Genomic DNA, 23,564 nt, shown 5'->3' with positions numbered 1-23,564 from the left:
CGCCGGGCTGAATGGTTCATGGCCCGTTAAATCGCCGCATTTACGGTGGAACTACAAATCTGCCGATCCGGCGGGCGCACCCCTTGGTGCATGCCAGCGACCTGTGGGGACAGGTTTCTTCCGACAAAGGTCGACCGGAGCTTTGCCGGACCTTCAGGGCCGGATACGGAACGGCACATGGGGAATCGAGGGGGACTGCAGGCAGGCCGGACGGGCTGCCAGGCGTCGTCCCACATGAGGATTGAGAGGCTGCGCATGGCGGCACGGCGCGAGCGGATCGAACCCAGTTTCGATCGAAGTGAGAGCAAGAGCGAGGAAGGGCTGTCGATCAGCGCGGACGATCGCGCCGTTCCGATGGCGGCGAACGACAAGAAGCGCAAACCGGCTGCAAAGCCCGCCGCGAAGTCCTCAAAATCCGCCAATGCAAAGAGCAATCAGGCCCGGGCCGCAGGTGGTGGGCGTGGCGGAGGGCGTCGCGGCGGATCCGGTGATGGTGGCGGCGGCGGTCGCCGGCGGCGGCGCAGTCTGATCGGCCATCTCTTTCGGCTCTGTCTCGCCTGCATTCTCTGGGGCTCGCTCGCGGTTGCCGCGACGGTCGGCTATTTCGCCGTCAAGCTGCCGCAGGAAGCATGGGAAATCCCGGCGCGCCCGCCCAACGTCAAGATCGTTTCGGTGGGCGGCGAGTTGCTGGCCAATCGCGGTCTCACGGGAGGCAAGGCGGTCTCGCTCGACGAGATGAGCCCCTATATTCCCGAAGCCGTGGTCTCGATCGAGGACCGGCGGTTCTACGACCACTGGGGCGTCGATCCGATCGGCATCGTGCGCGCCTTCATCACCAACTGGCGCGCCGGCGGCACCGTCCAGGGCGGCTCGACCCTGACCCAGCAGCTCGCCAAGAACATTTTCCTCAATCCCGAACAGACCATCCAGCGCAAGATCCAGGAGGCGATCCTCGCGGTCTGGCTGGAGCACAAATTCACCAAGGACCAGATTCTCGACATGTATCTGAACCGGGTCTATTTCGGTTCGGGCGCGACGGGTGTCGAGGCGGCTGCACGTCGGTATTTCAACAAGCCGGCGAGCGAGGTTTCACTGTCCCAGGCAGCGCTCCTCGCAGGCCTCCTCAAGGCGCCGTCGCGGCTTTCGCCGGCGCGCGATCCGAAGGCGGCCAAGGAGCGGGCCGAGGTGGTTCTCGCGGCGATGCGCGACGAGGGCAAGATCAACGCCGAGGAATATGCCGACGCCGTCGCGGAGAAGCCGACCAAGGCCAAGAGCTACTGGGACGGCGCCCAGCACTACGCCGCCGATCTCGTCATGCGTGACATCAAGAAGCTGATCGGCGAAGTCCACCAGGACGTGGTGGTCGAGACGACGATCGAGATGCCGCTCGAGAAGGAAGCCGAAAAGGCGATCCGCCAGACCATCGACAATTCCAAGCAGAACGTCACCCAGGGCGCGCTCGTCGCCGTCGACGGCACAGGCGCGATCCGCGCGCTCGTCGGCGGCCGCGACTATGCCGAGAGCCAGTTCAACCGCGCCGTCGATGCCAAGCGCCAGCCGGGCTCGACCTTCAAGCCCTTCGTCTACGAGACCGCCCTCGAACATGGGTGGCGGCCTGAAAGCATCATCGTCGACGGCCCGGTCCAGATCGGCAAATGGAAGCCGTCGAACTACGAAAACACCTATCGCGGACCGGTGATGGTCGCCGATGCCTTACGCTTCTCGCTCAACACCGTCGCGGCCAAGCTGATCGACAATGTCGGCACGCAGGCCGTCATCGACACCGCCCATCGGCTCGGCATCACCTCCGACATCGTCGACAATCCCTCGATTGCGCTCGGGACGTCCGAAGTCTCGCTCCTGGAGCTGACCAGCGCCTTCGCGCCCTTTGCCAATGGCGGCTACAAGGCGGCTCCGCATCTCGTCAACCGGATCACCACCGAGGACGGCAAGGTCCTGTGGGAGCGCGGCGCCGAGGTGCCGCCGAAGGTCTTGTCCGAAGACATGATGGGCATGATGAACGCGATGCTGAAACGCGTCGTCTCCTCGGGAACGGGGCGCAAGGCGGCGCTCGACGGTTTCGAAGCGGCGGGCAAGACCGGCACCACCCAGGACTTCAAGGACGCCTGGTTCGTCGGCTACACCGCCGAGCTCGTCACGGGCGTGTGGTTCGGCAACGACAACGGCGCGAAGATGAAGCGCGTCACCGGCGGTTCCCTGCCAGCAGAGGCCTGGCATGAGTTCATGCAGGCGGCGCTCAAGGGGACTCCCAACGTGCCGCTGCCCGGCCACTACACCATCGGCGAGCCGCAGGCGCCGCTGGTCGCCGACGGCAATGGCGACGGCTCCTACGATCCGTCGATGACGGATGAGAACGGGGTTCCCTACGATCGCTCGGGCGATGGACAGGGCGGCAGGGTCTACGATCGCGCGCCGCCGCCCGGCGTCGTCGTGGAAGAACGTGTGACGCCGCGTCGTCGCGAGGATGATCGCAGCCTCTTCCGCCGGATTTTCGGCGGTTAGATCCGCCACCTGCATCTCGCGGTGAGGCGACACAAAAAAAGGCGCGTCCCGAAAAGGGCGCGCCTTTGCCGCTTGAGCGGCCTGTCAGGGCTCGGCCGGATATCCCGCCAAGGAACCCTGGCTGCGAGGCTGGGCGTAAGGATCAGTCAGGTCGGTATTGCAGTCGTGGTCTGACCCGACGGTTCTCGCGACGATCGGCTCACACGAGGCCGAGCAGCGAGAGGATGACGATGACCACGACGACGAGGCCGACGAGATAGATGATGTTGTTCATTTTTTCGCTCCGAAGGATTTGCGATCGGGGTGAGACGCGACCGATCGTTCCGGTTTTGTCGAACAGGTAGCGCTTTGGGGGAAAGATCGTTCCCTCAATCGTTGCGTTTTTGGAAAATTCGACGCCCCGACGTTTTCCTCTGGTCGGGGAAAATCTGCTCACGAAAGCGTCAGAACCCGCCTTGCGTCGGTTTGGAGCCGTTCATATATAGCCGCCATCACAGTTCGGCCGGTTGGTCTTTCTCGGACCTAACCCGGTCTCATGAGTTTCGAAGACGCCAAGTGGGGGTCGCCCAATGGGAACGCCTCGACGAGGGTCCCGGGCGGCTCGCTGTAACAAGGAGACTATGAATATGGCGAAGGTTATCGGCATCGATCTCGGTACGACGAATTCCTGCGTCGCCGTCATGGACGGCAAGAATTCCAAGGTCATCGAGAATTCCGAAGGCGCGCGCACGACGCCGTCGATGGTTGCCTTCAGCGACGATGGCGAGCGTCTCGTCGGTCAGCCGGCCAAGCGCCAGGCGGTGACAAATCCCGAGAACACGCTGTTCGCCGTCAAGCGCCTGATAGGGCGCCGCTACGAGGATCCGACGGTTGCCAAGGACAAGGGCCTCGTGCCCTACAAGATCGTCAAGGCCGACAATGGCGACGCGTGGGTCGAGTCCTCTGGTGAGAAATATTCGCCCTCGCAGATCTCGGCGATGATCCTTCAGAAGATGAAGGAGACCGCTGAGTCCTATCTCGGCGAGAAGGTCGAGAAGGCCGTCATCACCGTTCCGGCCTACTTCAACGACGCCCAGCGCCAGGCCACCAAGGATGCCGGCAAGATCGCCGGTCTCGACGTCCTGCGCATCATCAACGAGCCGACGGCTGCCGCGCTCGCCTACGGCCTCGACAAGAACGACGGCAAGACGATCGCAGTCTACGACCTTGGCGGCGGCACCTTCGACGTGTCGGTGTTGGAGATCGGTGACGGCGTGTTCGAGGTGAAGTCGACCAATGGCGACACCTTCCTCGGCGGCGAAGACTTCGACATGCGCCTCGTCGACTACCTCGCCACCGAGTTCAAGAAGGACCAGGGCATCGACCTGAAGAGCGACAAGCTCGCGCTTCAGCGCCTCAAGGAGGCGGCCGAAAAGGCCAAGATCGAGCTTTCCTCCGCCTCGCAGACCGAGATCAACCTGCCCTTCATCACCGCCGATCAGACCGGCCCAAAGCATCTCAACATCAAGCTGACCCGCTCGAAGTTCGAGGCGCTGGTCGATGATCTGGTGCAGCGCACCGTCGGCCCGATGCAGTCGGCTCTGAAGGATGCCGGCCTGTCGCAGTCGGACATCGACGAGGTCGTTCTCGTCGGCGGCATGACGCGCATGCCGAAGGTCCAGGAGACGGTGAAGAACTTCTTCGGCAAGGAGCCCCACAAGGGCGTCAACCCGGACGAGGTCGTCGCCATGGGCGCGGCGATCCAGGCCGGCGTCCTGCAGGGCGACGTCAAGGACGTTCTCCTTCTCGACGTCACGCCGCTGTCGCTCGGCATCGAGACGCTGGGCGGTGTCTTCACCCGGCTGATCGATCGCAACACGACGATCCCGACCAAGAAGTCGCAGACCTTCTCGACGGCCGAGGACAACCAGAACGCCGTGACCATCCAGGTCTTCCAGGGTGAGCGCGAGATGGCCCAGGACAACAAGCTGCTCGGCCGGTTCAACCTCGAGGGCCTGCCGCCGGCACCGCGCGGCGTGCCGCAGATCGAGGTGACCTTCGACATCGACGCCAACGGCATCGTCAACGTCTCGGCCAAGGACAAGGGCACCAACAAGGAGCAGCGGATCACCATCCAGGCCTCCGGTGGTCTGTCCGACGCCGACATCGAGCAGATGGTCAAAGACGCCGAGGCCAATGCCGACGCCGACAAGAAGCGCCGTGCGGGCGTCGAGGCGAAGAACCAGGCGGAGAGCCTCGTCCACTCGGCCGAGAAGTCGCTCGCCGACTATGGTGACAAGGTCTCCGAGGACGACCGCGGCGCGATCCGCGCGGCGATCGACGACCTTAAGGCCGAGCTCGAAAAGGACGAGGCCGATGCCGAGGCCATCAAGGCGAAGAGCGACACGCTCGCCCAGGCTTCCATGAAGCTCGGCCAGGCGATGTACGAGGCCGCCCAGGCCAGCGAAGGCGAAGCCGGGGAGGGCGCCTCTGCCGAGGCTTCGAGCGCAGAGAAGGACGACGTCGTCGACGCCGACTACGAGGAGGTCGACGACGATCAGCAGAAGAAGTCGGCCTGATCAGGCCTCACTCTGCTACGGATGAAGGAAGCCCCGGCGCGATGCGCCGGGGCTTTTTTGCGTTTCTGCGCGGGAAAGGGGAATACGGACGCGGGGGGCTCGCCGAAAGTACCGTCGTCGCGACGCGGCAAGCAAAGGCGGGGTCCCCACCGCTCCGTCATGCTCGGGCGCCGTCCCGAGCATCCACAGCGACGACTGAAACGATGGCTCGGGTGCCGGAATTCGCATCGCCGGGTGCTTTTTTGCTGACGCCCTGGATCCTCGGGACGGGGCCCGAGGATGACGGCGCTTCGGGGGGCAGAGCCGCTCGCCGGACTGGGCCGTCGCGCCTCGTCCCAAAAATGATTACATGTCGGAGGCTGGCCGGGTCAGTTCGCTCTACGAGGCTGTGCCCCAGCGCCGCGACCCTCGCATCTGGTGAAACGTTCCACCTTGTTGCTTGGGCAGCTGCCAATGGCGCCGGCACTCTCGCAAGCCTCGACGCCTCGTCATTCTCGGGCCCCGTCCCGAGAATCCAGTCCAACGTCGGATGTCGGGCGTTTTCTTCAACGCGATCAGTCGCTTGAAGCGCTGCCCTGGATCCTCGGGATGGGGCCCGAGGATGACGACACTTCGAGCGCGGCGCCCTCTCGAGCGTCCGAGGCAACGGCTCACGGGATGGAATCGCGGTGGGAGTCCGCGTCACCGGAACTCGGCTCACCCCTCCCGGCCAAAGACCCGTTTGAAGATCGTGCCGACTTGCTTGGTGTGATAGCCGAGATCGAAGCGCTTGCGGATCTCGTCTTCACTCAGCGCCTTGCGCACTTCGCCGTCCTTCAGGAGCTCTTCGAGGAAATCGACCGTCGCAGATCCCGCGACGTGATAGCTCTCCCAGACCTTCATCGCGTTGCGCTGGACGAGGCGATAGGCGTCCTCGCGGGAGACGCCGGCCTGGGTGAGGGCGAGGAGGATGCGCTGGGAGTGAACGAGGCCGCCGAGGCGGTTCATGTTGTTTTCCATCCGCTCGGGATACACGAGCAGCTTATCGACGACACCGGTGAGGCGGGCGAGCGCGAAGTCCAGCGTGATCGTCGCGTCCGGTCCGATGTAGCGCTCGACCGAGGAGTGCGAGATGTCGCGCTCGTGCCAGAGCGCGACGTTCTCCATCGCGGGCAGGGCGTAGGAGCGCACCATGCGGGCAAGGCCGGTGAGGTTTTCGGTGAGCACGGGATTGCGCTTGTGGGGCATCGCCGACGAGCCCTTCTGGCCCGGCGAGAAATACTCTTCCGCTTCCAGCACCTCGGTGCGCTGGAGATGGCGGATTTCCGTCGCCAGGCGCTCCACCGACGAGGCGACGACGCCGAGGACGGCGAAGAACATCGCGTGGCGATCGCGCGGGATGATCTGGGTGGAGACCGGTTCCGGCTTCAGGCCCATGGCACTGGCGACATGTTCTTCGACGAACGGATCGATATTGGCGAAAGTGCCGACGGCACCGGAAATCGCACAGGTCGCGATCTCCGCCCTGGCCGCCACCAGCCGCTCGCGGCAACGCTGGAACTCGGCATGGGCGAGGGCCAGCTTGACGCCGAAAGTCGTCGGCTCGGCGTGGATGCCGTGGGAGCGGCCGATGGTGATCGTGTCGCGATGCTCGAAGGCCCGGCGCTCCAGCGCGGTCAGCAGCGCGTCGAGATCGGCGATGAGAAGATCGGCCGCCCGCGTCATCTGAACGCTGAGGCAGGTGTCGAGGACATCGGAGGACGTCATGCCCTGATGGACGAAGCGGGCGTCCGGCCCGACGATCTCCGACAGATGCGTGAGGAAGGCGATGACGTCGTGCTTGGTCTCGCGTTCGATCTCGTCGATACGCTCGACATCGAACGTCGCCGCGCCGCCTTTCGCCCAGATCGTCTTCGCCGCATCCGTCGGGATGACGCCGAGCTCGGCCAAAGCGTCGCAGGCATGCGCCTCGATCTCGAACCAGATGCGGAATTTCGTCTCCGGCGACCAGATGGCGACCATGTCGGGGCGGGCGTAACGAGGGATCATCGGGCGTTTTCCGGATCGAGTTGTCGGGGATGCCCGCCGTCTAGCAGAGTGGCGCGCGCGCCTCAATCGCGCTGGCTCCGCATCCTCGCCGACCAGTTCTGCCGCGATTGTCCCCAATGGCGATGCCGCCGGTCAATGGATCACGCGCCGCAGCGCTTCCTGGACCCGCAAGAGCGCCGGCAGATAGTCGCGGGCAAGACCGTCCGGCTCGGCCTGAACGGCGGCAACACCGGTATTGAGCGCCGCCACGACCCGCCCGCGCCCGTCATAGACCGGCACGGCGATCGACCTGAGGCCGATCTCCACCTCCTGATCGATGATGGCGTGTCCCGCGGCGCGGACCCGGGCGAGCTCGGCCATGATCTCCTCCGGTGCAGTGAGCGACCGGGCGGTGCGCGGCGTCAGGTCCGCTCGCTCGATCAGGGCGCGCGCTTCGGGCTCGGGCAGGGCGGCGAGAAGCACCCGGCCGAGCGACGTCGAATGGGCGGGCAGCCGCGAGCCCGGCATCAGCCCGACGGTCATCACCCGCTTCTGGGCGGCGCGGGCGATGTAGACGACCTCGGTCTCGTCGAGGATCGCCACCGACGTCGACTGGCCGATCTGCTCCGACAGCTGGTCGAGCCAGGGCTGGACGATCTGCGGCAGGGGCAGGGTGGCCAGCGCCCCCATGCCGAGCCTCAGGACGCGCGGCGTCAGGGAAAAGAACTTGCCGTCGTAATCGGCGTAGCCCAGAGCGTGGAGCGTCAGCAGGCAGCGCCTCGCCGTGGCGCGATCGAGCCCGGTCGTCTTCGCGACGTCGGTCACGGCAAGACGCGGGCGCTCGGCGCGGAACGCCTCGATGACCTTCAGGCCCTTTGCGAGGGAGGCGACGAAATCCGTCGGCTTGTTCAACATGCGCACGAGATAATCCGCAATGTGAACAAGAATCAACATGCGCCCGCCATGGCATGGCGCGCCGCCTTCCGCGGGGATATTTCCAAGCCTGCAACCGAGGAGCCTTCCCGAGCCAAGCGGCATGTGGCCGGCGGATCGGAGAGGCCCATGGGAAGGAGGACCCCAGCGTGAACAAACGTCATGCGACGACGGCCGAGGCCGTTGCCGGCATTTCAGATGGCGCGACCGTGATGATCGGCGGTTTCGGCGGCTCCGGCGCGCCGATCGAGCTGATCCATGCGCTGATCGATGCCGGGCCGAAGAACCTGACGGTCGTCAACAACAATGCCGGCAACGGTCATGTCGGGCTCGCCGCGATGATCGAGCACGGCATGGTCGCCAAGCTGATCTGCTCGTTCCCCAAGAGCAAGGATCCGAAAGCCTTCACCGAGCGCTATCTGGACGGCCGCATCGAGCTGGAGCTGGTTCCTCAGGGAACGCTTGCCGAGCGCATTCGCGCCGGCGGCGCCGGCATCCCGGCCTTCTACACGCCGACCGCCTATGGCACCGAACTCGGCGAAAAGAAGCCGACCGCGGAGTTCGACGGCAAGCCCTACGTCCAGGAGCGCTGGCTGAAGGCCGATTTCGCCTTGATCAAGGCCGAGCTCGGCGACCCCTATGGCAACCTGACCTACCGGCTGGCGGCCCGCAACTTCAACCCTTTGATGGCGACGGCCGCCGCCGTGACCATCGCCCAGGTCAGCCACCTCGTCGAAGCCGGCGGCATCGATCCGGAAGCCGTCGTCACGCCGGGCATCTTCGTCAACCGGCTGGTCGAGGTGTCCGATCCCCAGCAGGAAGAAATCCTGAACCAGGCGGAGGCTCGCTACCCATGAGCATTCAGGGACAATTGAACCAGGAGCAGATCGCCTGGCGCGCCGCCCAGGACATCGAGGACGGCGCCTATGTCAATCTCGGCATCGGCTTTCCCGAAAAGGTCGCGGCCTACACCATCGAGGGCCGCGAGCCGATCTTCCACACCGAAAACGGCGTCCTCGGCTTCGGCCGCGCGCCTGAAAAGGGCAAGGAAGACTGGGATCTCATCAATGCCGGCAAGAAGGCGATCACGCTCAAACCCGGCGCGGCCTTCTTCGACCACGCGACGAGCTTCGCGATGATCCGTGGCGGCCATCTCGACGTCGCGATCCTCGGCGCGCTGCAGGTGGCCTCGAACGGCGATCTCGCCAATTGGCGGGTCGGAGATAAGGGCGTTCCGGCCGTCGGCGGCGCGATGGACCTCGTCAACGGCGCCAAGCGCGTCGCGGTCCTCACCGATCACGTCACCAAGGACGGCAAGCCGAAGCTCGTCGAGGCCTGCACGTTTCCTCTCACCGGCGTCGGCTGCGTCACGCGGGTCTATACGTCGCTGGCGGTGATCGACGTCGATGTCGCAGGCGCCCGCTTCGTCCTTCTGGAAAAGGTCCCGGACATTTCGATGGACGATCTCCAATCCCTCACCGGCGCCAAGCTCCATGTCGAGGGCAGCGTCGCCGATCTCACCGTTCCGGAGCTTTGATCATGGCCGACGCCTATATTTGCGACTATGTCCGCACCCCCATCGGCCGCTTCGGCGGCGCTCTGGCAAGCGTTCGGGCCGACGATCTCGGCGCCGTCCCGATCAAGGCGCTGATGAAGCGCCACGACATCGACTGGGCCGCCGTCGAGGAGGTCTATTACGGCTGCGCGAACCAAGCCGGCGAGGACAACCGCAACGTCGCCCGCATGTCGGCGCTCCTGGCGGGCCTTCCTGAGAGCGTGCCCGGCACCACGATCAACCGCCTCTGCGGCTCGGGCATGGATGCCATCATCCAGGCTGCCCGCGCGATCAAGGCCGGCGAGATCGAGCTGGCGATCGCCGGCGGCGTCGAATCGATGTCCCGAGCGCCCTTCGTCATGCCGAAGGCCGAGAGCGCCTACAGCCGCTCGGCCGCAATCTACGACACGACGATCGGCTGGCGCTTCGTCAACCCGCTGATGAAGAAGCAGTATGGCGTCGATTCCATGCCGGAGACCGGCGAGAACGTCGCCGAGGATTTTTCCGTCAGCCGCGAGGATCAGGACGCCTTTGCCCTGAGGTCGCAGCAGAAGGCGGCCGCCGCGATGCAGTCCGGCCGTCTGGCGAAGGAGATCGTTCCGGTCGAGATCTCCCAGCGCAAGGGCGATCCGAAGGTCGTCGACACCGACGAGCATCCGCGCGCCGACACGACGATGGAAGCGCTCGCCAAACTTCGCGCGCCCTTCCGGGAGGGCGGCTCGGTGACCGCCGGCAACGCCAGCGGCGTCAATGACGGAGCAGCCGCGCTGATCGTCGCTTCGGAGGCTGCGGTCAAGGCCCATGGCCTGACGCCGATCGCCCGCATTCTCGGCGGTGCCACCGCCGGCGTCGCCCCGCGCATCATGGGCTTCGGCCCGGCGCCGGCGTCGAAGAAGCTGATGCAGCGGCTGGGGCTGAAGGCGAACGACTTCGACGTCATCGAGCTGAACGAAGCCTTCGCGTCCCAGGGCCTCGCGACCCTGCGCGATCTCGGCATCGCCGACGACGACGCACGCGTGAACATCAATGGCGGTGCCATCGCCCTCGGCCATCCCCTCGGCATGTCCGGCGCCCGCATCGCCGGCACGGCGGCACTGGAGCTGTCCCTGAGCGGCAAGGCGAGGGCGCTCGCCACCATGTGCATCGGCGTCGGCCAGGGCATCGCCATCGCGCTCGAACGGGGGTGATGGCTGACTGAACGGGCGAGGGCGGGCGACATGTTCGCTACCATCCCCGCTTCGTCATCCCGGGCTCGACCCGGGATCCATTCCAAATCGACGAAACTGCCTCGGACGGGGACAGACAAACGATTATTTTTTTAAGACGTATCGGCTGCGATGATGCGGAGGAATGGATCCCGGCTCGGGGCCGGGATGACGAAGCGGGGATGTGCCCGCCCTGGCTGTTTGCGACGCCGCTTGGGCACGACCCGGGGGGCGGAGGGCCGGCCGGTCGTGCCGCACGGAATCCGGCCGTAGCATATTGACGCCAGAATCCCACTTCCCGGTTTGAGGGTGCAATCGCCCTTCTCGCCTGCCATTGGTCGTCGGTTTGCCCGGGTCTGTGATCCCCGGCACTTGCGGGTGAGGCGACAATCGCGCCACAGAGGCGGCGACGATCGAACACGCTCCCGCGAGGCCGGCCCCATGACCACCGAAAATCCCTCTACATTCGAAGCCATGGCAGCCGCCTTCATCGGCCGCGTCGAAAGCCGCGAGGCCGTGGTCGGGATTATCGGCCTCGGCTATGTCGGCCTGCCGCTGTTGCTCGCCTTTCACGCCAGCGGCTTTCGGACCATCGGCTTCGACGTCGATCCGGTGAAGATCGACAAGCTCGAAGCCGGCGAGACCTACATCCACCATATCATCCCGGAGCGGATTGCCGCACTGGTCGGTTCGGGCCGCACCCGGCTGACGACGGATTATTCCAAGCTGTCCGAAGTCGATGCCATCGTCATCTGCGTGCCGACGCCGCTGACGACCTATCGCGATCCGGACATGAGCTTTGTCATCGCAACGGCCGAGGCGATCGCCCCGCATCTGAAGCCAGGCCATCTCGTGACGCTCGAATCAACCACCTATCCGATGACCTCGGAGGATCTTCTCGCTGTCATCCTGGAGCGCGGCTCGGGCCTTCAAGAGGGGCGTGATTTCGCCATCGCCTATTCGCCCGAACGCGAGGACCCGGGGAATCCCGACTTCGACGCCACCTCGATCCCCAAAGTCGTCGGAGCCGATTCTGCGCCCGCAGGCGACATGGCCGAAGCGCTCTACGCCACCGTCACATCCAAGGTCGTGCGGGTTCCCTCGATGCGGACCGCCGAAGCGGTGAAGCTGACCGAAAACGTCTTTCGCGCCGTCAACATCGCGCTCGTCAACGAGCTGAAGGTGATCTTCGACAGGATGGGCATCGACGTCTTCGAGGTGATCGATGCGGCCAAGACCAAGCCGTTCGGCTTCATGCCGTTCTATCCCGGGCCCGGCATCGGCGGCCACTGCATCCCGGTCGACCCGTTTTATCTCACCTGGAAGGCCCGCGAATTCGGCATCCACACCCGCTTCATCGAGCTTGCCGGCGAGATCAATTCCGCGATGCCGGAATTCGTCGTAGCGCGTCTCGTCGAAGCTCTGTCGGACAGGCTTTCCAAGCCGATCCGCGGCGCGAAGATCCTCGTCGTCGGCCTCGCCTACAAGAAGAATGTCGACGACGTGCGGGAGAGCCCGTCGCTCGTCCTCATGGAAATGCTGGAGGAGCGTGGTGCGATCGTCGATTACCACGACCCTTATGTTCCGGTGATGCGCCGGACCCGCAAGCATGGCGAGTTCGAGGGGCGGTGTTCGATCGAATGGAGCCTGGACGCCTTGGCGCAATACGACGCTGCGCTCATCGCCACCGATCACGACGGTATTGATATCGAGACAATGGTCGAGACCGTGCCCCTCGTCGTCGACAGCCGCGGCGCGACGCGCAAGCTTTCGCCGGAGCTTCAGGCGCGGGTCGTCCGGGCGTGAGCCGTCTCGCCGAATGCCGGTGCCGCTGAACCGTCAAAACCAGCGTTCGCGCACATAGACCGTATCGCCCGGCATCAGCGGATCGGTGGGGACCGCCCGGCCGGTGATGATCTCGCCGCCATTGCGGCGCGTCACGTCGGCCGTCGTCTGCTCGGCCCGCGGCGTGTAGCCGCCGGCGATCGCCACGGCGTTCTGGACGGTCATGCCGGGGACGTAATTGTACTGGCCGCCATTGGCGACTTCGCCCATGATGAAGAAGGGACGATACTGGTCGACCTCGACGGTGACGTCCGGCTTGTTGAGATAGCCGTCGGCGAGCCGCTCGGTGAGCTCCTGGCGGATCTGTTCGGGAGAGCGGCCGCGGGCGGGCACTTCGCCCACCAGCGGGAAGGCTATGAAGCCGGCCTTGTCCACCGTGAAAGTGCCCGTCAGGCCTTCCTCGCCGAAAACGATGACCTTCAGCCTGTCGCCGCTGTCGAGGCGGTAGGGCTGGGCAAGACTCTGGTGAATCGCGTCGGGCGCCGGCTGATAGGACGCGCAGGCCGGTAGCAGTGTCAGGGCCGAGACGGCGAGTATTGCCAGCCGCAGGTGTTTCATGAAGCTCTTGCCCGATAAGATGTCGCAGGAATACGACCGCTTGGGTGTCTTATAAATTCGTTAGGGTTAAGCGCAGGTAAACCATGGCCCGGGAGCGTTCGAAAATCGGCGACTTAACGGGACGGTTACGTCTCGGGTGCAGTCTGTGAGCCAACCTGAAGCGCCTGTTTGGAGTACGCGCTCGCGGGTCGTCGGCAAGGCTGTGCCGGGGCGTTCGTCCCTCGCGGCCAATTTGGCCGTTCGTCCGTTTGTCGACGTCTCCGCAAGGCTTCGCCGGAGAGAACCACATGACGACCGACCAGTCCCTGGACAACAGGCTCGCCTGGGGCGGCGAGAAGGCGACGAGAGAGCCGGCGGAGCGGCCTGACAAGAGCGGCCGCGCGAAGCTGGGTGAGGGCTCGGGCGCATTGGGCGGCGAGGGCGCCGCCGAGCAGATCGCGACGGTGAACGAACTGGCGGCCGCCGTCGAGGCCACCAGCATCTTTCGCCTCGTCGTCCTGTCGACCCACCGTGAACTCCAGAGCTTCGGCGGCCTGCAGATCGCCCGGCGGCTTTCGGGCTCGGGCCGCGCCACCGTCCTGATCGACCTGACGCCGGATGGTTCGGTCGGATCGCAGATGGGCCTGCCGCGGGACTGCGCGGGCTATGGAGATCTTCTGTCGGGCGGTGCGGGTCTTGCCGAGGTTATCTACCGCGACCATTACACCAGCACGCACTTCGTTCCCTGCGGCGGGTTCGAGCTGGAGCAGGCCGACGAAGCCGCCTTCGCGCATCTGAGCTACGTTCTCGACGCCTTCGCCGAGGCTTATGACTGCACCGTCATCGAGGCGGATGCCTTCGACATTCCCGAGCTTCCGGCGCTCTTGAATGAAAATACCGCGGTGGTGATCGCCGGCCTGCCGCATGTCGACGACCGGATGATCGACGTGGCGGACGATCTGAGGCAGATCGGCATCGACGACATCGTCTTCATGCCGATGGTCCGCCGCGACGTCCGCGGCTGAGGCGCGGCCGCGAAAGGCTCAGCCCTTTTTCGGCTTCGCCTCCATCCAGCGGATCAGGAGCATGGCGGGAACCACCCACAGAAAGCCGGTGACGAGGAAATAGACGAGGTGGACCCAGCCGCTCGCATCGGCGAGATGCAAGGTGGCATAGGCCGTGGCGAGCGACGCGTAGACCACCACGAGAATGATCAGGAGGATCGCTCCGATGAACTTCTTGAGCCTGACCGGCATCGTCGCTCCCTGCCGTTGATCTTGCCGCGCATCGGCGCGCCAAGCGCTGCTTCACGCAATTGCGAGCCACCTGCGACTCCTGCCGCGCTTGATCGCGGCGCGCTTTGGGTGCAAAGCCCATCCCATGAGCACCCTTGCCTATAACGCAGAAACGACACCCGCAACCAGTGTCGAGCGCGACAGAACAGCCGTTCGTGTGTGGCTCTATGCGGTGGCGACCGTCCTGTTCGCCCTCGTTCTCGTCGGCGGCGCGACGCGGCTGACCGAATCTGGCCTTTCCATCACGCAATGGAAGCCCATCCACGGCGTGATCCCGCCGCTGTCGGCGGCGGAATGGCAGGAAGAGTTCGATCTCTACAAGCAGATCCCGCAATACGAACAGATGAACCGGGGCATGAGCCTCGACGGCTTCAAGACCATCTACTGGTGGGAGTGGAGCCATCGCCTGCTGGCGCGCGGCGTCGGTTTCGTCTTCGCCCTGCCGCTCGCCTTCTTCTGGCTCAGCGGGCGCTTGGAGCCTTTCCTCAAGCCCCGGCTTCTCGGTCTCCTATGCCTCGGTGGCCTGCAGGGCGCCATCGGCTGGTGGATGGTCGCTTCAGGCCTGTCCGAGCGCACCGAGGTCAGCCAGTACCGTCTGGCGACCCATCTGACCATCGCCTGTATCATCTACGCATCGACGCTGTGGGTGGCACGGGGCCTCGTGCCGCGTCCGCAGCCATCAGCCGTGCCCGCCGCCGCGCGGCGACTGGCGATCGCCCTGGTTTTCCTGGCGCTTTTGCAGATCTATCTCGGCGGTCTCGTCGCCGGCCTGCGCGCGGGCCTCATCTACAACACCTGGCCGCTGATGGACGGCGCCCTCGTGCCGGACGGGCTGATGTCGATGGAGCCCGTGTGGCGGAACTTCTTCGAGAATGTCCTGACCGTGCAATTCGTCCATCGCTGCGGGGCATACCTGCTTTTCACCGTGTCTCTCGTCCATCTGATCACGCTCTGGCGCGCAGCGCCCGGAACCCGACATGCCAAAGGCGCGGCGGTTCTGTTCGTGGTCGTTCTCGCCCAGGCCGCGATCGGCATCACCACGCTGTTGTGGGTCGTGCCGCTCGATCTGGCATTGATGCACCAGGCGGGCGGCCTGATCGTGCTGGCGACCGCCGTTTTTCACGCACGCGGTCTCCTCGGCAGCTATCCCGTCCGCTCCGTCGATGCCCGCGTGTGAAGACCTCACCCGACGTCCGATCACGCGCCGGTGACGAAGCTTTGAACGCGGTTTCGGCGCGTTTTCTCCGTGCGTCCCTGTCCTGTCGCCGCTTCTCCCTTAGCCTTCGTGTCAGACATTTTCATCGAGGAGGGACGACCTTGAGAGCCATCACCAGACTGTCCATCGCCGCGAGCCTTTCAACTCTGTTCGTCGCGCCGGCGCTGGCAGGGGAAAACGTGACCTACCAGGCGGCGGGCGCCGACTATGAGGGCTACTACGCCCCGGCAAGCGGCGATGCGAAGGGCCTCGTCGTCGTCATTCACGACTGGGACGGGCTGACGGATTACGAAAAGAAGCGGGCCGACATGCTGGCCGAGCTCGGCTACAACGCTTTCGCGCTGGATCTGTTCGGCAAGGGCAATCGCCCGGAGACGATCGAGGGGCGAAGGGCCGAAACCGGCAAGCTCTATGAGGACCGCGCAGCTATGCTCACCCGCGTCACCGCCGGTCTCGACAAGGCGCGCGAACAATCGGGCGCAAGCCAGGCGGTGGTCATGGGCTACTGCTTCGGCGGCGCCGGGGTGCTCGAACTTGCCCGCTCCGGTAAGGCGAACGACATCGCCGGCTACGCGACCTTCCACGGCACGCTCGCCACGCCTGAGGGCCAGAGCTATCCGGACGGCACGGCGCCCTTTCTGATCGCGCAAGGCGGCGGCGACACCTCGGTCACGCCCAGCGAAGCCTTCGAGCTGTCGAAGACCCTGGAAGACAAGGGCATCACCTACGAGCTAGAAGTCTACTCCGGCGCGCCGCACGCCTTTACGGTGTTCGGCTCGGATCGCTACCGGGAGGTGGCGGACGAAGAGTCTTGGGAGGCGTTCCAGAGTTTTCTCACGCGGTATCTCGGCAAGCAGAGTTGAGGATAGACTCAATTCGCGAGGATGATCGGGCTGACCTGCGGGAGGTCTTTCGCATTGAGCGATAGACCAAAGAGGAGTTGGACGAGGCCGAGTACGCTGTAAGACCGGCCCGCGGCCGGTCCTGAGGGAACGCTGTAGGTTTGACCGCGATACTCCACCGAGACGAGCCCGCTCCCTCCCGGCTGCACTCGAAAGATCGGAACCAAATCCCCATTCTCGCTGTCCATTATCGTCGGCAGGTAGTGACTGCCTTCCGTGTCTGGGAGCTGAACGCGCACGATTTCCCCGAGGAAGTACAAGATCTGGTTCATCGAGCGGAGCGTGATCTTGGCCTTCGAGAGGCTCAGCGCTTCCGGCCGCTGGTGACAGAACTTTATCTGGCCTCGCGGGTCCTTGTTGGCTTCACCTCCGAGACTCAGCTCCATCGGTTTACCCGTCGCAGTCCGACCAACGATGGAATAGGAAAACCTCTGTTTTTCTAACTGGATCGACGGCTGATCTGATGGCACCGAAAAACCAGCTCTCGAGGCTTCGACCAGACCTTGCAGAATGCCATCACCAGTCACAGGTAAACGTGGACCAAACTTCGACGACTTCGTGGATACGACTTCCAGACTGGGCTTGTTGGCAAGAAATGCCCGAACTGCTGCGACGAAGTAGGCGTGCTTGTCCTTGTTTGGGACGTAGTTCTCGATGATGCAACGATGCTTTGCGGCGTCCTCGACCTCGACCTTTGCGACGAGGAGGTGAATCAACAATGGTTTGGGCCACCCGCTCTCCCAGAAATACTGAAATGTCGCGGGGCTGATCGGCCGCAGCATTCCCTGATAGAATTCCATCGTATCGAGAGGCTCCACCGTAAAGTCCGGCGAGCTCCCAAGTGCCGACGAGAGCGATGGGTTGATGACATAATTTCCAAGCCCGGCCGCCTGGGAAAAACTCAGATTGCCCGTCGCGCCCGAATTCACAGTCGAACTTAGACGGCCGTTGATCTGGCGAAAGCGGCTGAAATACATCGGCATCTGGTAGGCCGAGCGGACGATGTTGAGCAGTGTCAGCGAGTTAGCCGACGTTTCCAGGGCCTTGTTGTATGCAATCGATCCTTGGGAGATCTGCGGTCCGAACGTGCACCCGCTCGTCATCAGCGCCGCTAAGGTGAAGGTGATCGCGGAAAGCATCATACGCCACCGGGTCGCGCCGAATTGATGAGCATGGCACAACAGTGCGGCATCACGCATGACAGCCTCCTGACGTAAAGGAAGCCGTAACAGATGGCGGAAAAGCTTCTCGCACAAGTGGTGGCGACGATTTCGACGAAATTTACACGTCGCTGATGCAGCGTTGCATCAGAGACCTATCTGTGGCTGCACCTAGATCGTGGCTAATAAGCCGCCCCCGTGTACGGCGGTCCAGTTCCAAATACCGCCGAACGCTCAAGGAAACAGCGGCAGCTGCTCGATGCCCGTCGTTTCCTCGATGCCGAAGGCGAGGTTGAAGTTCTGCACCGCCTGGCCGGCCGAGCCCTTCACGAGGTTGTCCAGCGTCGAGATGACGATGGCCCGGCCGGGAATGCGGTCGGGCACGACGTTGACGACGACATAGTTCGAGCCGCGCACCATCTGGGTCTGGGGCAGGACGCCCTTGTCGGCGACGGTGACGAAGGGCTCGCTGGCATATGTCTCGACGAGCTGATCGCGCAGGTCCTCGGCGGTCGTCCCGGCGGCGAGCTTGACGTAGCTGGTGCACAGTTCGCCGCGGCTCATCGGGATGAGATGCGGGGTGAAGTTGACCTTGAGATCGGCGATGCCGGCGGCGAGGCCGACCTCCTGCTCGATCTCCGCCATGTGCCGGTGCTGGCCGACGGCGTAGGGCGAAAGGCCTTCGCCGGCCTCGCAGAAGAGCGTGTTCTCCTTCAGCCCGCGCCCGGCGCCGGAAACGCCCGATTTCGCGTCGATGACGATGTCGGTGGCGTCGATCATCCGGGCCCTGGCGAGCGGGATCAGCGACAGGAGGACGGCCGTCGGATAGCAGCCGGGGCAGGCGATGAGACGGGCCTTGCGGATCTCCTCGCGATAGATCTCGCTGAGGCCGTAGACGGCCTCAGGCTGAATGTCCGTCGCCGTGTGCTCGACATTGTACCAGTCCTGATAGGTCGCCGGATCGCGCAGCCGGAAATCGGCCGACATGTCGATGATCTTGACATGCGGATGGCTGGAAAAGATCTCGCGGGTGATCGTGTGGGTGGTGCCGTGCGGCAGGCCGCAGAACACCGCGTCCACCGAGCCCCAGTCGGCCTCTTCGACGGTGACGAGGTCCGGCAGGTCGAGATGGGCGAAATGCTTGAAGACCGAACGCATCGGCTTGCCGGCATGGCTGTTGGCGGTGAGCGCCACGATTTCCATGTTCGGGTGGCGCGCGGCGAGGCGCACGAGATCGGCGCCGGTATAGCCGCTGGCGCCGAGAACGCCGATCCTGATCTTGTCGGTCATGATCATCTCCATCTTTTGCCGGGCGAAAAGAACGACCCGGCGGCCCTTCGGCGCCATTGCAGCCAAGGGCGATCGTCGCGGCGGGGTTTAAAGCAATTGCGCCGCGCGTAAAGTGGGGATGTCAGGAAAAGCGGGCCGGCACGCGGTCGCCATCGGCAAACAGCATCAGCCGCTCACGGGGCACCGACAGATGGACGGTTTCGCCGAGCTTCGCCGGCGGGCGGCCCTTGGTGTTAACCTTGACGACGGTGTCGCCAATGGCCGCCTTGGTCAGATAACGCCCGGCAATGCCGATCGCCTGGTCGACGAGCTTTGCCGGGACGCTGTCGGGCCCGGCGATGCCCGCCATCCGCACCAGCTCCGGCCGGATGCCGACGGCGATCCTGTCGCCACGAAGATCCCCCGGCGCCGGAAGCGGCCGGGCGAGGATCGGCGCCGAAATCGTCCCGCCCGAGACGGTGGCGGGCACGAAATTCATGCCGGGATTGCCGAGGAACCAGCCGCCGAACTCGGTCGTCGGCTCGCCGTAGAGCACCTGAGGCCGGTCGTACTGGACGATCCGCCCGGAGCGCATCAGCGCGATCCGGTCGGCGAGCGTCATGGCCTCGGTCTGGTCGTGGGTGACGTAGACGATCGTCTGCTTCAGCCGGCTGGTGACGGTCTTGAAGGCGCGGATCAGCTGGAGCTTGGCGTTGACCTCGACATTGGTGGTGGGCTCGTCGAAGAGGACGATCTCCGACTGGCGCACCACCGCGCGGCCGACAGCCACCTTCTGGCGCGTGCCGGCATCCAGCTCCTCGATGAAGGCCTTCGACAGATGGCGGATGTCGAGGACATCGAGGATCTCGTCCACGCGGCGCCTGCGTTCGTCCCGGGCGACCGAGCGGTCATAGCGCATCGGCAGTTCGAGGTTCTCGAACACCGAGAGCGTCGGGTACATCACCGGATACTGGAACACCATCCCGACATTGCGCTTCCTTGGCGGCAGGCGGGTCACGTCCCTGCCGCCGAAGATGACACGGCCCTTCGTCGGCGTTTCGAGGCCGGAGAGCATGCGCATCAGCGTGGTCTTGCCGCAGCCCGACGGCCCGAGCAGGCAGGCGACCTCGCCATCCTCGAAGGTCATGTCGATGTCGTCGACGGCGGTGAAGGCGCCGAACGTCTTGGTGACATGCTCGATGATGATCTCAGCCATGGGTGCCGAAACTCCGCTGCAGGGCTTCCTGGGCGGCGGCAAGCGGCATCGGCTCGCCCGACCGCACCCTCGCGCCCGTCCCGGCATCGAAGAGAAGGATGGTCGCCGGATCGACGGTGAGGGTCACGGCACTGTGCATCTTCGGTGGCGGCGCGTCGTAAAGCGGCATTGCGGCCGTCACCGAATGCCCCGCGCAGTCGAGATAGACCACGGCCTCGCCGCCGAGATTTTCCACCAGCGTCACGGTCGCCGGAAGTGCGAGGGCGCCGGACGTCGTCGGCGCTCCGGCATCGATCAGGACATGCTCCGGGCGAAGCCCGACCCTGATCCGGCCGGGCCTTGCTCCAGCGGGCGCGGAAAAGGTGAGCGGACCCGCGACGACACGGCCGCCCTCGATCATGCCATCGTAGAGATTGGCGTTGGGAAAGCCGATGAGATCGAGGGCGCGGTCGTGGCTCGGCTGATGGTAGACGATGTCGGCCTCGCCATGCTGGACGATGCGGCCCCGGTCGATGACGGCGAGGTGTTGCGCCATGGTCAGCGCTTCGAGGCTGTCGGAGGTGGCGTAGACGAAGGTCGCGTCGAGCTCGTCGCGCAGGCCCTTGAGCTCGTCCATCAACCGTTCACGCAGCTTGTAGTCGAGGCCAACGAGGGGATCGTCGAGGACGAAGATCGACGCGTCCTTGAGCAGCCCTCGCGCGACCGCGACGCGCTGCTTTTCGCCGCCGGACAGCTGATCGGGCGTCTTCTTCAACAGATGGGTGATTGAGAGAATGCCGGCGGTGCGATCGACGCGCCTGGCGATCTCGGCCCTGTCGAACCGCGCCAGCGTCAGCGGATAGGCCATGTTCTGTGCGACCGTCTGGTGAGGATAGAGCGCGAAGTTCTGCGGGACGAAGCCGACCGGGCGATCGGCCGGAGCGTCGCTCGAAATGTCTCGGCCGTCGAGCATGATCTGGCCGGAATCGGGGTTTTCGAGGCCGACGAGCAGCCGGAACAGCACCGATTTGCCCGATTTCGGCGGACCGGAAATGACGGTGAAGCTCTTCGGCGCGACATCGAGGGACAGGCCATCGAGGGCGAGCGTGTCGCCATATCGTCTGGTGACGTCCTTGAAGACGAGGGACATGTCTCAGCGCCCCAGTTGCGCGAATGTGGGGACGAGCAGGATGCCGGCCGAGAACACGATGACGATGACGAGCAGGACCTTGGCGATGAAGATCAGCCCCTTGATCGGAGTGGCATCCTTCGACAGGTTGCCGACGGCGATCTGCAGCAGCGTCGAGACCACGAGGACCGACAGTCCGACCTTGTAGAGCATCAGGTTGTAGCGCTGGGTGATCAGCGCGATGCCGATGAGAAGCCCGATGATCAGCGTGGTTTCGAGGCGTTCGGCGAAGGCGTGTTTCTCGGCCATGGGCTCAGACCTCCCCGCGCACGGTTCCGAAGGTCATGCCGACGAGCAGATACTTCTGGAAGAGATAGATGAAGACTACCGGCACGACGAGATAGAGCGAGGTCATGGTCGCGATGAAGGTCCAGGCGACGCCGCCGTCGGCATAGGTGCCGACCATCAGGGCGTAGGGGATGTTCTGGGTGTTCACCCCGCCGATGATGAAGTTGAAGAGATACTCGTTCCACACGAAGATCAGGTTGAAGATGAAGGCGGCGATCAGCCCGGGCCGCACCTGCGGCATCACCACCTTGAAGATGATGTGCGCCCAGGAGCCGCCATTGACACGGCCGGTCTCGTCGAAGCGGGTGGAGACGCCGTCGAGGAAGCCCTTCAGGATCCAGACCGAGAAGGGGATCGAGAACATCGCGTAGAACAGCATCAGCCAGAGATGCGAATCCTTCCAGCCGAAGCCGACATACATCAGGAACACCGGCAAAATGACCGCAGGTCCCGGCAGCATGCGGATCGACAGGAGCAGGAACATCAGAAAGTCGGTGCCCTTCGGCCGGAAGCGCGAGAAGCAGAAGGCGGCGAGGAACGAGACGACCACGGCGATGATCACCGCGCCCAGCGACAGGAGGATCGAATTGCCGATCTGGACGAAGATCTCGCTGCGCGAGAACAGCGCCTCGTAATTCTCCAGCGTCGGCGAGAAGAGGAATTTCGGCGGCACCGCCAGAATGTCCGTCCGCGTCTTGAAGGACGACATGACGATCCAGGCGATCGGCGCGAAGAAGATCAGCGCGATCAGCCAGAGCCCGGCGTAATAGGCGACTTCCCTGATGCGGCTCATGATCCGCTCTCCCTTCGCCGGCGAAGGTTGAGGACGAAGATGAAGACGCTGGTCATGGCAATCGAGATGAGGAGGAGAAGAACGGCATAGGCCGACGACCAGCCCATGTTGAAGCTCTCGAAGGCCTGCTTGTTCAATTCCAGCGCGACGAGGCGGGTGTTCTGGCCGGGCCCGCCCTTGGTCATCGGGATGATCAAATCCAGCGTCTTGAAGCTGTCGATGGTGCGCAAGAGGATGCCGAGCATCAGGATGAACTTGCCGTGGTGCCAGATCACCAGCGGCAGCCGCCGCCACATCGGCACCCGGTCGATCTCGGCCGCTTCCAGCTCCGCCGTCGGCACGGAGCCGAGGGCCGCCAGCGTCATCAGCGTCATGAACGGCGTCCACATCCAGCAGTCGACGGCGAGCACCGACCAGAAGGCCAGATCCGGATCGCCGAGAAAGTCGATCGGACCGGCGCCGAAGCCGGCGCGGGCGATGTAGTTGAGGACGCCGAAGGTCGGGTCGTAGATGAAGCGGAAGAAGGTGCCGGTGGCGACCGGCGTTAGCACCATCGGCGCGAACAGCATGGTCAGCGCGATGCGCCGGCCCGGCATTTTCTTCGACCCCCAGAACAGGAAGCCGAGCATTCCGCCGAGGAGCGTCTGGATCGTCACCCCGCACAGAACGAAGGTGAAGGTGCGCGACAGGTCGAACCAGATGGCGTTCTTCGACGCCAGAATGGCGAAGAAGTTGCGGAAACCGACGAAGTCCGGCGGCATGCCGGAGGTGAGAGAGTAGTTGTAGAAGGACAGGCCGAGCAGCCAGAGCGTCGGGATGGTGTTGAAGACGATGAAGAAGGTCAGCACCGGCGCGAGCAGTGCCAGCACGAGGACGGTGCGGTTTTCGAACAGTCGCGGCCGCGACCGGCGCCGTTTGGCCGGGCGGCTCTCGTCAACGCTCGTGACTGATATGTCGGTCGTCATGCGTTGTCCCGTTTCGCGCTCGTTGAGCGCCGGTTTCGCGTTGCCGCGAGATCTTCAGGATGTCGGCTGATCGCTCTGTGTTTGGACGCCGAACCGCGCTTCATAGAACCGGCCCCGACGCGTCTGTCG

At 64.5% G+C, this 23,564-nt stretch carries 21 protein-coding genes; 9 read left to right on the top strand and 12 right to left on the bottom strand.

Features of this window, described 5'->3' with window-relative positions:
- The first annotated feature begins 255 nt into the window (after nt 1-255).
- Nucleotides 256-2,523 (top strand): transglycosylase domain-containing protein, encoded by a 2,268-nt coding sequence (locus J6595_RS18250; RefSeq protein WP_209596527.1) that lies wholly within the window; start codon nt 256-258, stop codon nt 2,521-2,523.
- Nucleotides 2,524-2,722: 199 nt separating this feature from the next.
- Here J6595_RS18250 and J6595_RS18245 read toward each other — a convergent pair whose 3' ends face one another.
- Nucleotides 2,723-2,959, bottom strand: a complete 237-nt coding sequence (locus J6595_RS18245) for a hypothetical protein (RefSeq protein ID WP_209596544.1) — start codon at nt 2,957-2,959, stop codon at nt 2,723-2,725.
- A 190-nt stretch (nt 2,960-3,149) separates the two neighbouring features.
- On the opposite strand from J6595_RS18245, the gene dnaK reads away from it, so the two are divergent.
- Complete coding sequence (gene dnaK / locus J6595_RS18240; RefSeq protein ID WP_209596414.1) at nt 3,150-5,081, top strand: molecular chaperone DnaK; 1,932 nt, start codon at nt 3,150-3,152, stop codon at nt 5,079-5,081.
- A 696-nt stretch (nt 5,082-5,777) separates the two neighbouring features.
- Here the strand turns inward: dnaK and purB are convergent.
- Both purB and J6595_RS18230 read right to left on the bottom strand, forming a co-directional pair.
- Nucleotides 5,778-7,109, bottom strand: a complete 1,332-nt coding sequence (purB, locus tag J6595_RS18235) for an adenylosuccinate lyase (RefSeq protein ID WP_209596412.1) — start codon at nt 7,107-7,109, stop codon at nt 5,778-5,780.
- 132 nt (nt 7,110-7,241) lie between these two features.
- The gene (locus tag J6595_RS18230) at nt 7,242-8,042 is read right to left on the bottom strand and encodes an IclR family transcriptional regulator domain-containing protein (RefSeq protein WP_425342175.1); all 801 of its coding nucleotides are present in this window, start codon (nt 8,040-8,042) and stop codon (nt 7,242-7,244) included.
- Between the two features lie 128 nt (nt 8,043-8,170).
- Here J6595_RS18230 and J6595_RS18225 point away from each other — a divergent pair, with 128 nt between their 5' ends.
- From J6595_RS18225 to J6595_RS18210, 4 genes are all read left to right on the top strand, one after another.
- Nucleotides 8,171-8,878 (top strand): 3-oxoacid CoA-transferase subunit A, encoded by a 708-nt coding sequence (locus J6595_RS18225; RefSeq protein ID WP_209596410.1) that lies wholly within the window; start codon nt 8,171-8,173, stop codon nt 8,876-8,878.
- The gene (locus J6595_RS18220; protein ID WP_209596409.1) at nt 8,875-9,558 is read left to right on the top strand and encodes a 3-oxoacid CoA-transferase subunit B; all 684 of its coding nucleotides are present in this window, start codon (nt 8,875-8,877) and stop codon (nt 9,556-9,558) included. Before J6595_RS18225 ends, J6595_RS18220 begins: the two co-directional genes overlap by 4 nt.
- A gap of 2 nt (nt 9,559-9,560) precedes the next feature.
- Nucleotides 9,561-10,763: a 3-oxoadipyl-CoA thiolase gene (pcaF, locus tag J6595_RS18215; RefSeq protein ID WP_209596406.1), complete on the top strand. Its 1,203-nt coding sequence runs from the start codon at nt 9,561-9,563 to the stop codon at nt 10,761-10,763.
- Between the two features lie 459 nt (nt 10,764-11,222).
- On the top strand, nt 11,223-12,587 hold the full coding sequence (locus tag J6595_RS18210) for a nucleotide sugar dehydrogenase (RefSeq protein WP_209596404.1): 1,365 nt from the start codon (nt 11,223-11,225) through the stop codon (nt 12,585-12,587).
- Between the two features lie 33 nt (nt 12,588-12,620).
- Here the strand turns inward: J6595_RS18210 and J6595_RS18205 are convergent, their stop codons facing one another.
- Complete coding sequence (locus J6595_RS18205) at nt 12,621-13,184, bottom strand: polysaccharide biosynthesis/export family protein (RefSeq protein WP_209596402.1); 564 nt, start codon at nt 13,182-13,184, stop codon at nt 12,621-12,623.
- 287 nt (nt 13,185-13,471) lie between these two features.
- Here J6595_RS18205 and J6595_RS18200 point away from each other — a divergent pair, with 287 nt between their 5' ends.
- Entirely contained in the window at nt 13,472-14,188 is a 717-nt protein-coding gene (locus tag J6595_RS18200; RefSeq protein ID WP_209596399.1) for a P-loop NTPase family protein, read from the top strand.
- 18 nt (nt 14,189-14,206) lie between these two features.
- Here the strand turns inward: J6595_RS18200 and J6595_RS18195 are convergent, their stop codons facing one another.
- On the bottom strand, nt 14,207-14,419 hold the full coding sequence (locus J6595_RS18195; RefSeq protein ID WP_209596398.1) for a DUF2842 domain-containing protein: 213 nt from the start codon (nt 14,417-14,419) through the stop codon (nt 14,207-14,209).
- A 124-nt stretch (nt 14,420-14,543) separates the two neighbouring features.
- Between J6595_RS18195 and J6595_RS18190 the strand changes: the two genes are divergently transcribed.
- Both J6595_RS18190 and J6595_RS18185 read left to right on the top strand, forming a co-directional pair.
- Nucleotides 14,544-15,635: a COX15/CtaA family protein gene (locus J6595_RS18190; protein WP_209596396.1), complete on the top strand. Its 1,092-nt coding sequence runs from the start codon at nt 14,544-14,546 to the stop codon at nt 15,633-15,635.
- Between the two features lie 140 nt (nt 15,636-15,775).
- The gene (locus J6595_RS18185) at nt 15,776-16,537 is read left to right on the top strand and encodes a dienelactone hydrolase family protein (RefSeq protein ID WP_209596394.1); all 762 of its coding nucleotides are present in this window, start codon (nt 15,776-15,778) and stop codon (nt 16,535-16,537) included.
- 8 nt (nt 16,538-16,545) lie between these two features.
- Here the strand turns inward: J6595_RS18185 and J6595_RS18180 are convergent, their stop codons facing one another.
- The 7 genes from J6595_RS18180 to J6595_RS18150 all read right to left on the bottom strand — a co-directional run bounded on the left by J6595_RS18180 (nt 16,546) and on the right by J6595_RS18150 (nt 23,435).
- A complete protein-coding gene (locus J6595_RS18180) occupies nt 16,546-17,775 on the bottom strand; it encodes a hypothetical protein (protein ID WP_209596392.1) in 1,230 nt (409 codons plus the stop codon).
- A 195-nt stretch (nt 17,776-17,970) separates the two neighbouring features.
- Complete coding sequence (gene argC, locus J6595_RS18175) at nt 17,971-19,026, bottom strand: N-acetyl-gamma-glutamyl-phosphate reductase (protein WP_209596390.1); 1,056 nt, start codon at nt 19,024-19,026, stop codon at nt 17,971-17,973.
- A gap of 121 nt (nt 19,027-19,147) precedes the next feature.
- Nucleotides 19,148-20,221 carry an ABC transporter ATP-binding protein gene (locus J6595_RS18170; protein ID WP_209596388.1) on the bottom strand — a complete coding sequence of 358 codons (1,074 nt, stop codon included), beginning with the start codon at nt 20,219-20,221 and terminating at the stop codon, nt 19,148-19,150.
- Nucleotides 20,214-21,350 (bottom strand): ABC transporter ATP-binding protein, encoded by a 1,137-nt coding sequence (locus J6595_RS18165; protein WP_209596386.1) that lies wholly within the window; start codon nt 21,348-21,350, stop codon nt 20,214-20,216. Before J6595_RS18165 ends, J6595_RS18170 begins: the two co-directional genes overlap by 8 nt.
- Nucleotides 21,351-21,353: 3 nt before the next feature.
- Nucleotides 21,354-21,638 carry a hypothetical protein gene (locus tag J6595_RS18160; protein ID WP_209596383.1) on the bottom strand — a complete coding sequence of 95 codons (285 nt, stop codon included), beginning with the start codon at nt 21,636-21,638 and terminating at the stop codon, nt 21,354-21,356.
- Between the two features lie 4 nt (nt 21,639-21,642).
- Complete coding sequence (locus tag J6595_RS18155) at nt 21,643-22,470, bottom strand: carbohydrate ABC transporter permease (RefSeq protein WP_209596381.1); 828 nt, start codon at nt 22,468-22,470, stop codon at nt 21,643-21,645.
- Entirely contained in the window at nt 22,467-23,435 is a 969-nt protein-coding gene (locus J6595_RS18150) for a carbohydrate ABC transporter permease (protein ID WP_209596379.1), read from the bottom strand. The genes J6595_RS18155 and J6595_RS18150 overlap by 4 nt, the downstream gene beginning before the upstream one ends.
- Nucleotides 23,436-23,564 lie beyond the last annotated feature (129 nt).

It is taken from the genome of Jiella mangrovi (assembly GCF_017815135.1).
GTDB lineage: Bacteria > Pseudomonadota > Alphaproteobacteria > Rhizobiales > Rhizobiaceae > Jiella > Jiella mangrovi.
This window is presented reverse-complemented; position numbering and strand designations above follow the sequence as displayed.

Coding starts and splice junctions, on each gene's coding strand:
- J6595_RS18155 (WP_209596381.1), bottom strand. CDS start 22,470: ATGAGCCGCATCAGGGAAGTCGCCTATTACGCCGGGCTCTGGCTGATC.
- J6595_RS18230 (WP_425342175.1), bottom strand. CDS start 8,042: ATGTTGATTCTTGTTCACATTGCGGATTATCTCGTGCGCATGTTGAAC.
- J6595_RS18210 (WP_209596404.1), top strand. CDS start 11,223: ATGACCACCGAAAATCCCTCTACATTCGAAGCCATGGCAGCCGCCTTC.
- J6595_RS18190 (WP_209596396.1), top strand. CDS start 14,544: ATGAGCACCCTTGCCTATAACGCAGAAACGACACCCGCAACCAGTGTC.
- J6595_RS18200 (WP_209596399.1), top strand. CDS start 13,472: ATGACGACCGACCAGTCCCTGGACAACAGGCTCGCCTGGGGCGGCGAG.
- J6595_RS18160 (WP_209596383.1), bottom strand. CDS start 21,638: ATGGCCGAGAAACACGCCTTCGCCGAACGCCTCGAAACCACGCTGATC.
- J6595_RS18220 (WP_209596409.1), top strand. CDS start 8,875: ATGAGCATTCAGGGACAATTGAACCAGGAGCAGATCGCCTGGCGCGCC.
- J6595_RS18150 (WP_209596379.1), bottom strand. CDS start 23,435: ATGACGACCGACATATCAGTCACGAGCGTTGACGAGAGCCGCCCGGCC.
- purB (WP_209596412.1), bottom strand. CDS start 7,109: ATGATCCCTCGTTACGCCCGCCCCGACATGGTCGCCATCTGGTCGCCG.
- pcaF (WP_209596406.1), top strand. CDS start 9,561: ATGGCCGACGCCTATATTTGCGACTATGTCCGCACCCCCATCGGCCGC.
- J6595_RS18250 (WP_209596527.1), top strand. CDS start 256: ATGGCGGCACGGCGCGAGCGGATCGAACCCAGTTTCGATCGAAGTGAG.
- J6595_RS18165 (WP_209596386.1), bottom strand. CDS start 21,350: ATGTCCCTCGTCTTCAAGGACGTCACCAGACGATATGGCGACACGCTC.
- J6595_RS18195 (WP_209596398.1), bottom strand. CDS start 14,419: ATGCCGGTCAGGCTCAAGAAGTTCATCGGAGCGATCCTCCTGATCATT.
- J6595_RS18180 (WP_209596392.1), bottom strand. CDS start 17,775: ATGCGTGATGCCGCACTGTTGTGCCATGCTCATCAATTCGGCGCGACC.
- J6595_RS18170 (WP_209596388.1), bottom strand. CDS start 20,221: ATGGCTGAGATCATCATCGAGCATGTCACCAAGACGTTCGGCGCCTTC.
- J6595_RS18205 (WP_209596402.1), bottom strand. CDS start 13,184: ATGAAACACCTGCGGCTGGCAATACTCGCCGTCTCGGCCCTGACACTG.
- dnaK (WP_209596414.1), top strand. CDS start 3,150: ATGGCGAAGGTTATCGGCATCGATCTCGGTACGACGAATTCCTGCGTC.
- argC (WP_209596390.1), bottom strand. CDS start 19,026: ATGACCGACAAGATCAGGATCGGCGTTCTCGGCGCCAGCGGCTATACC.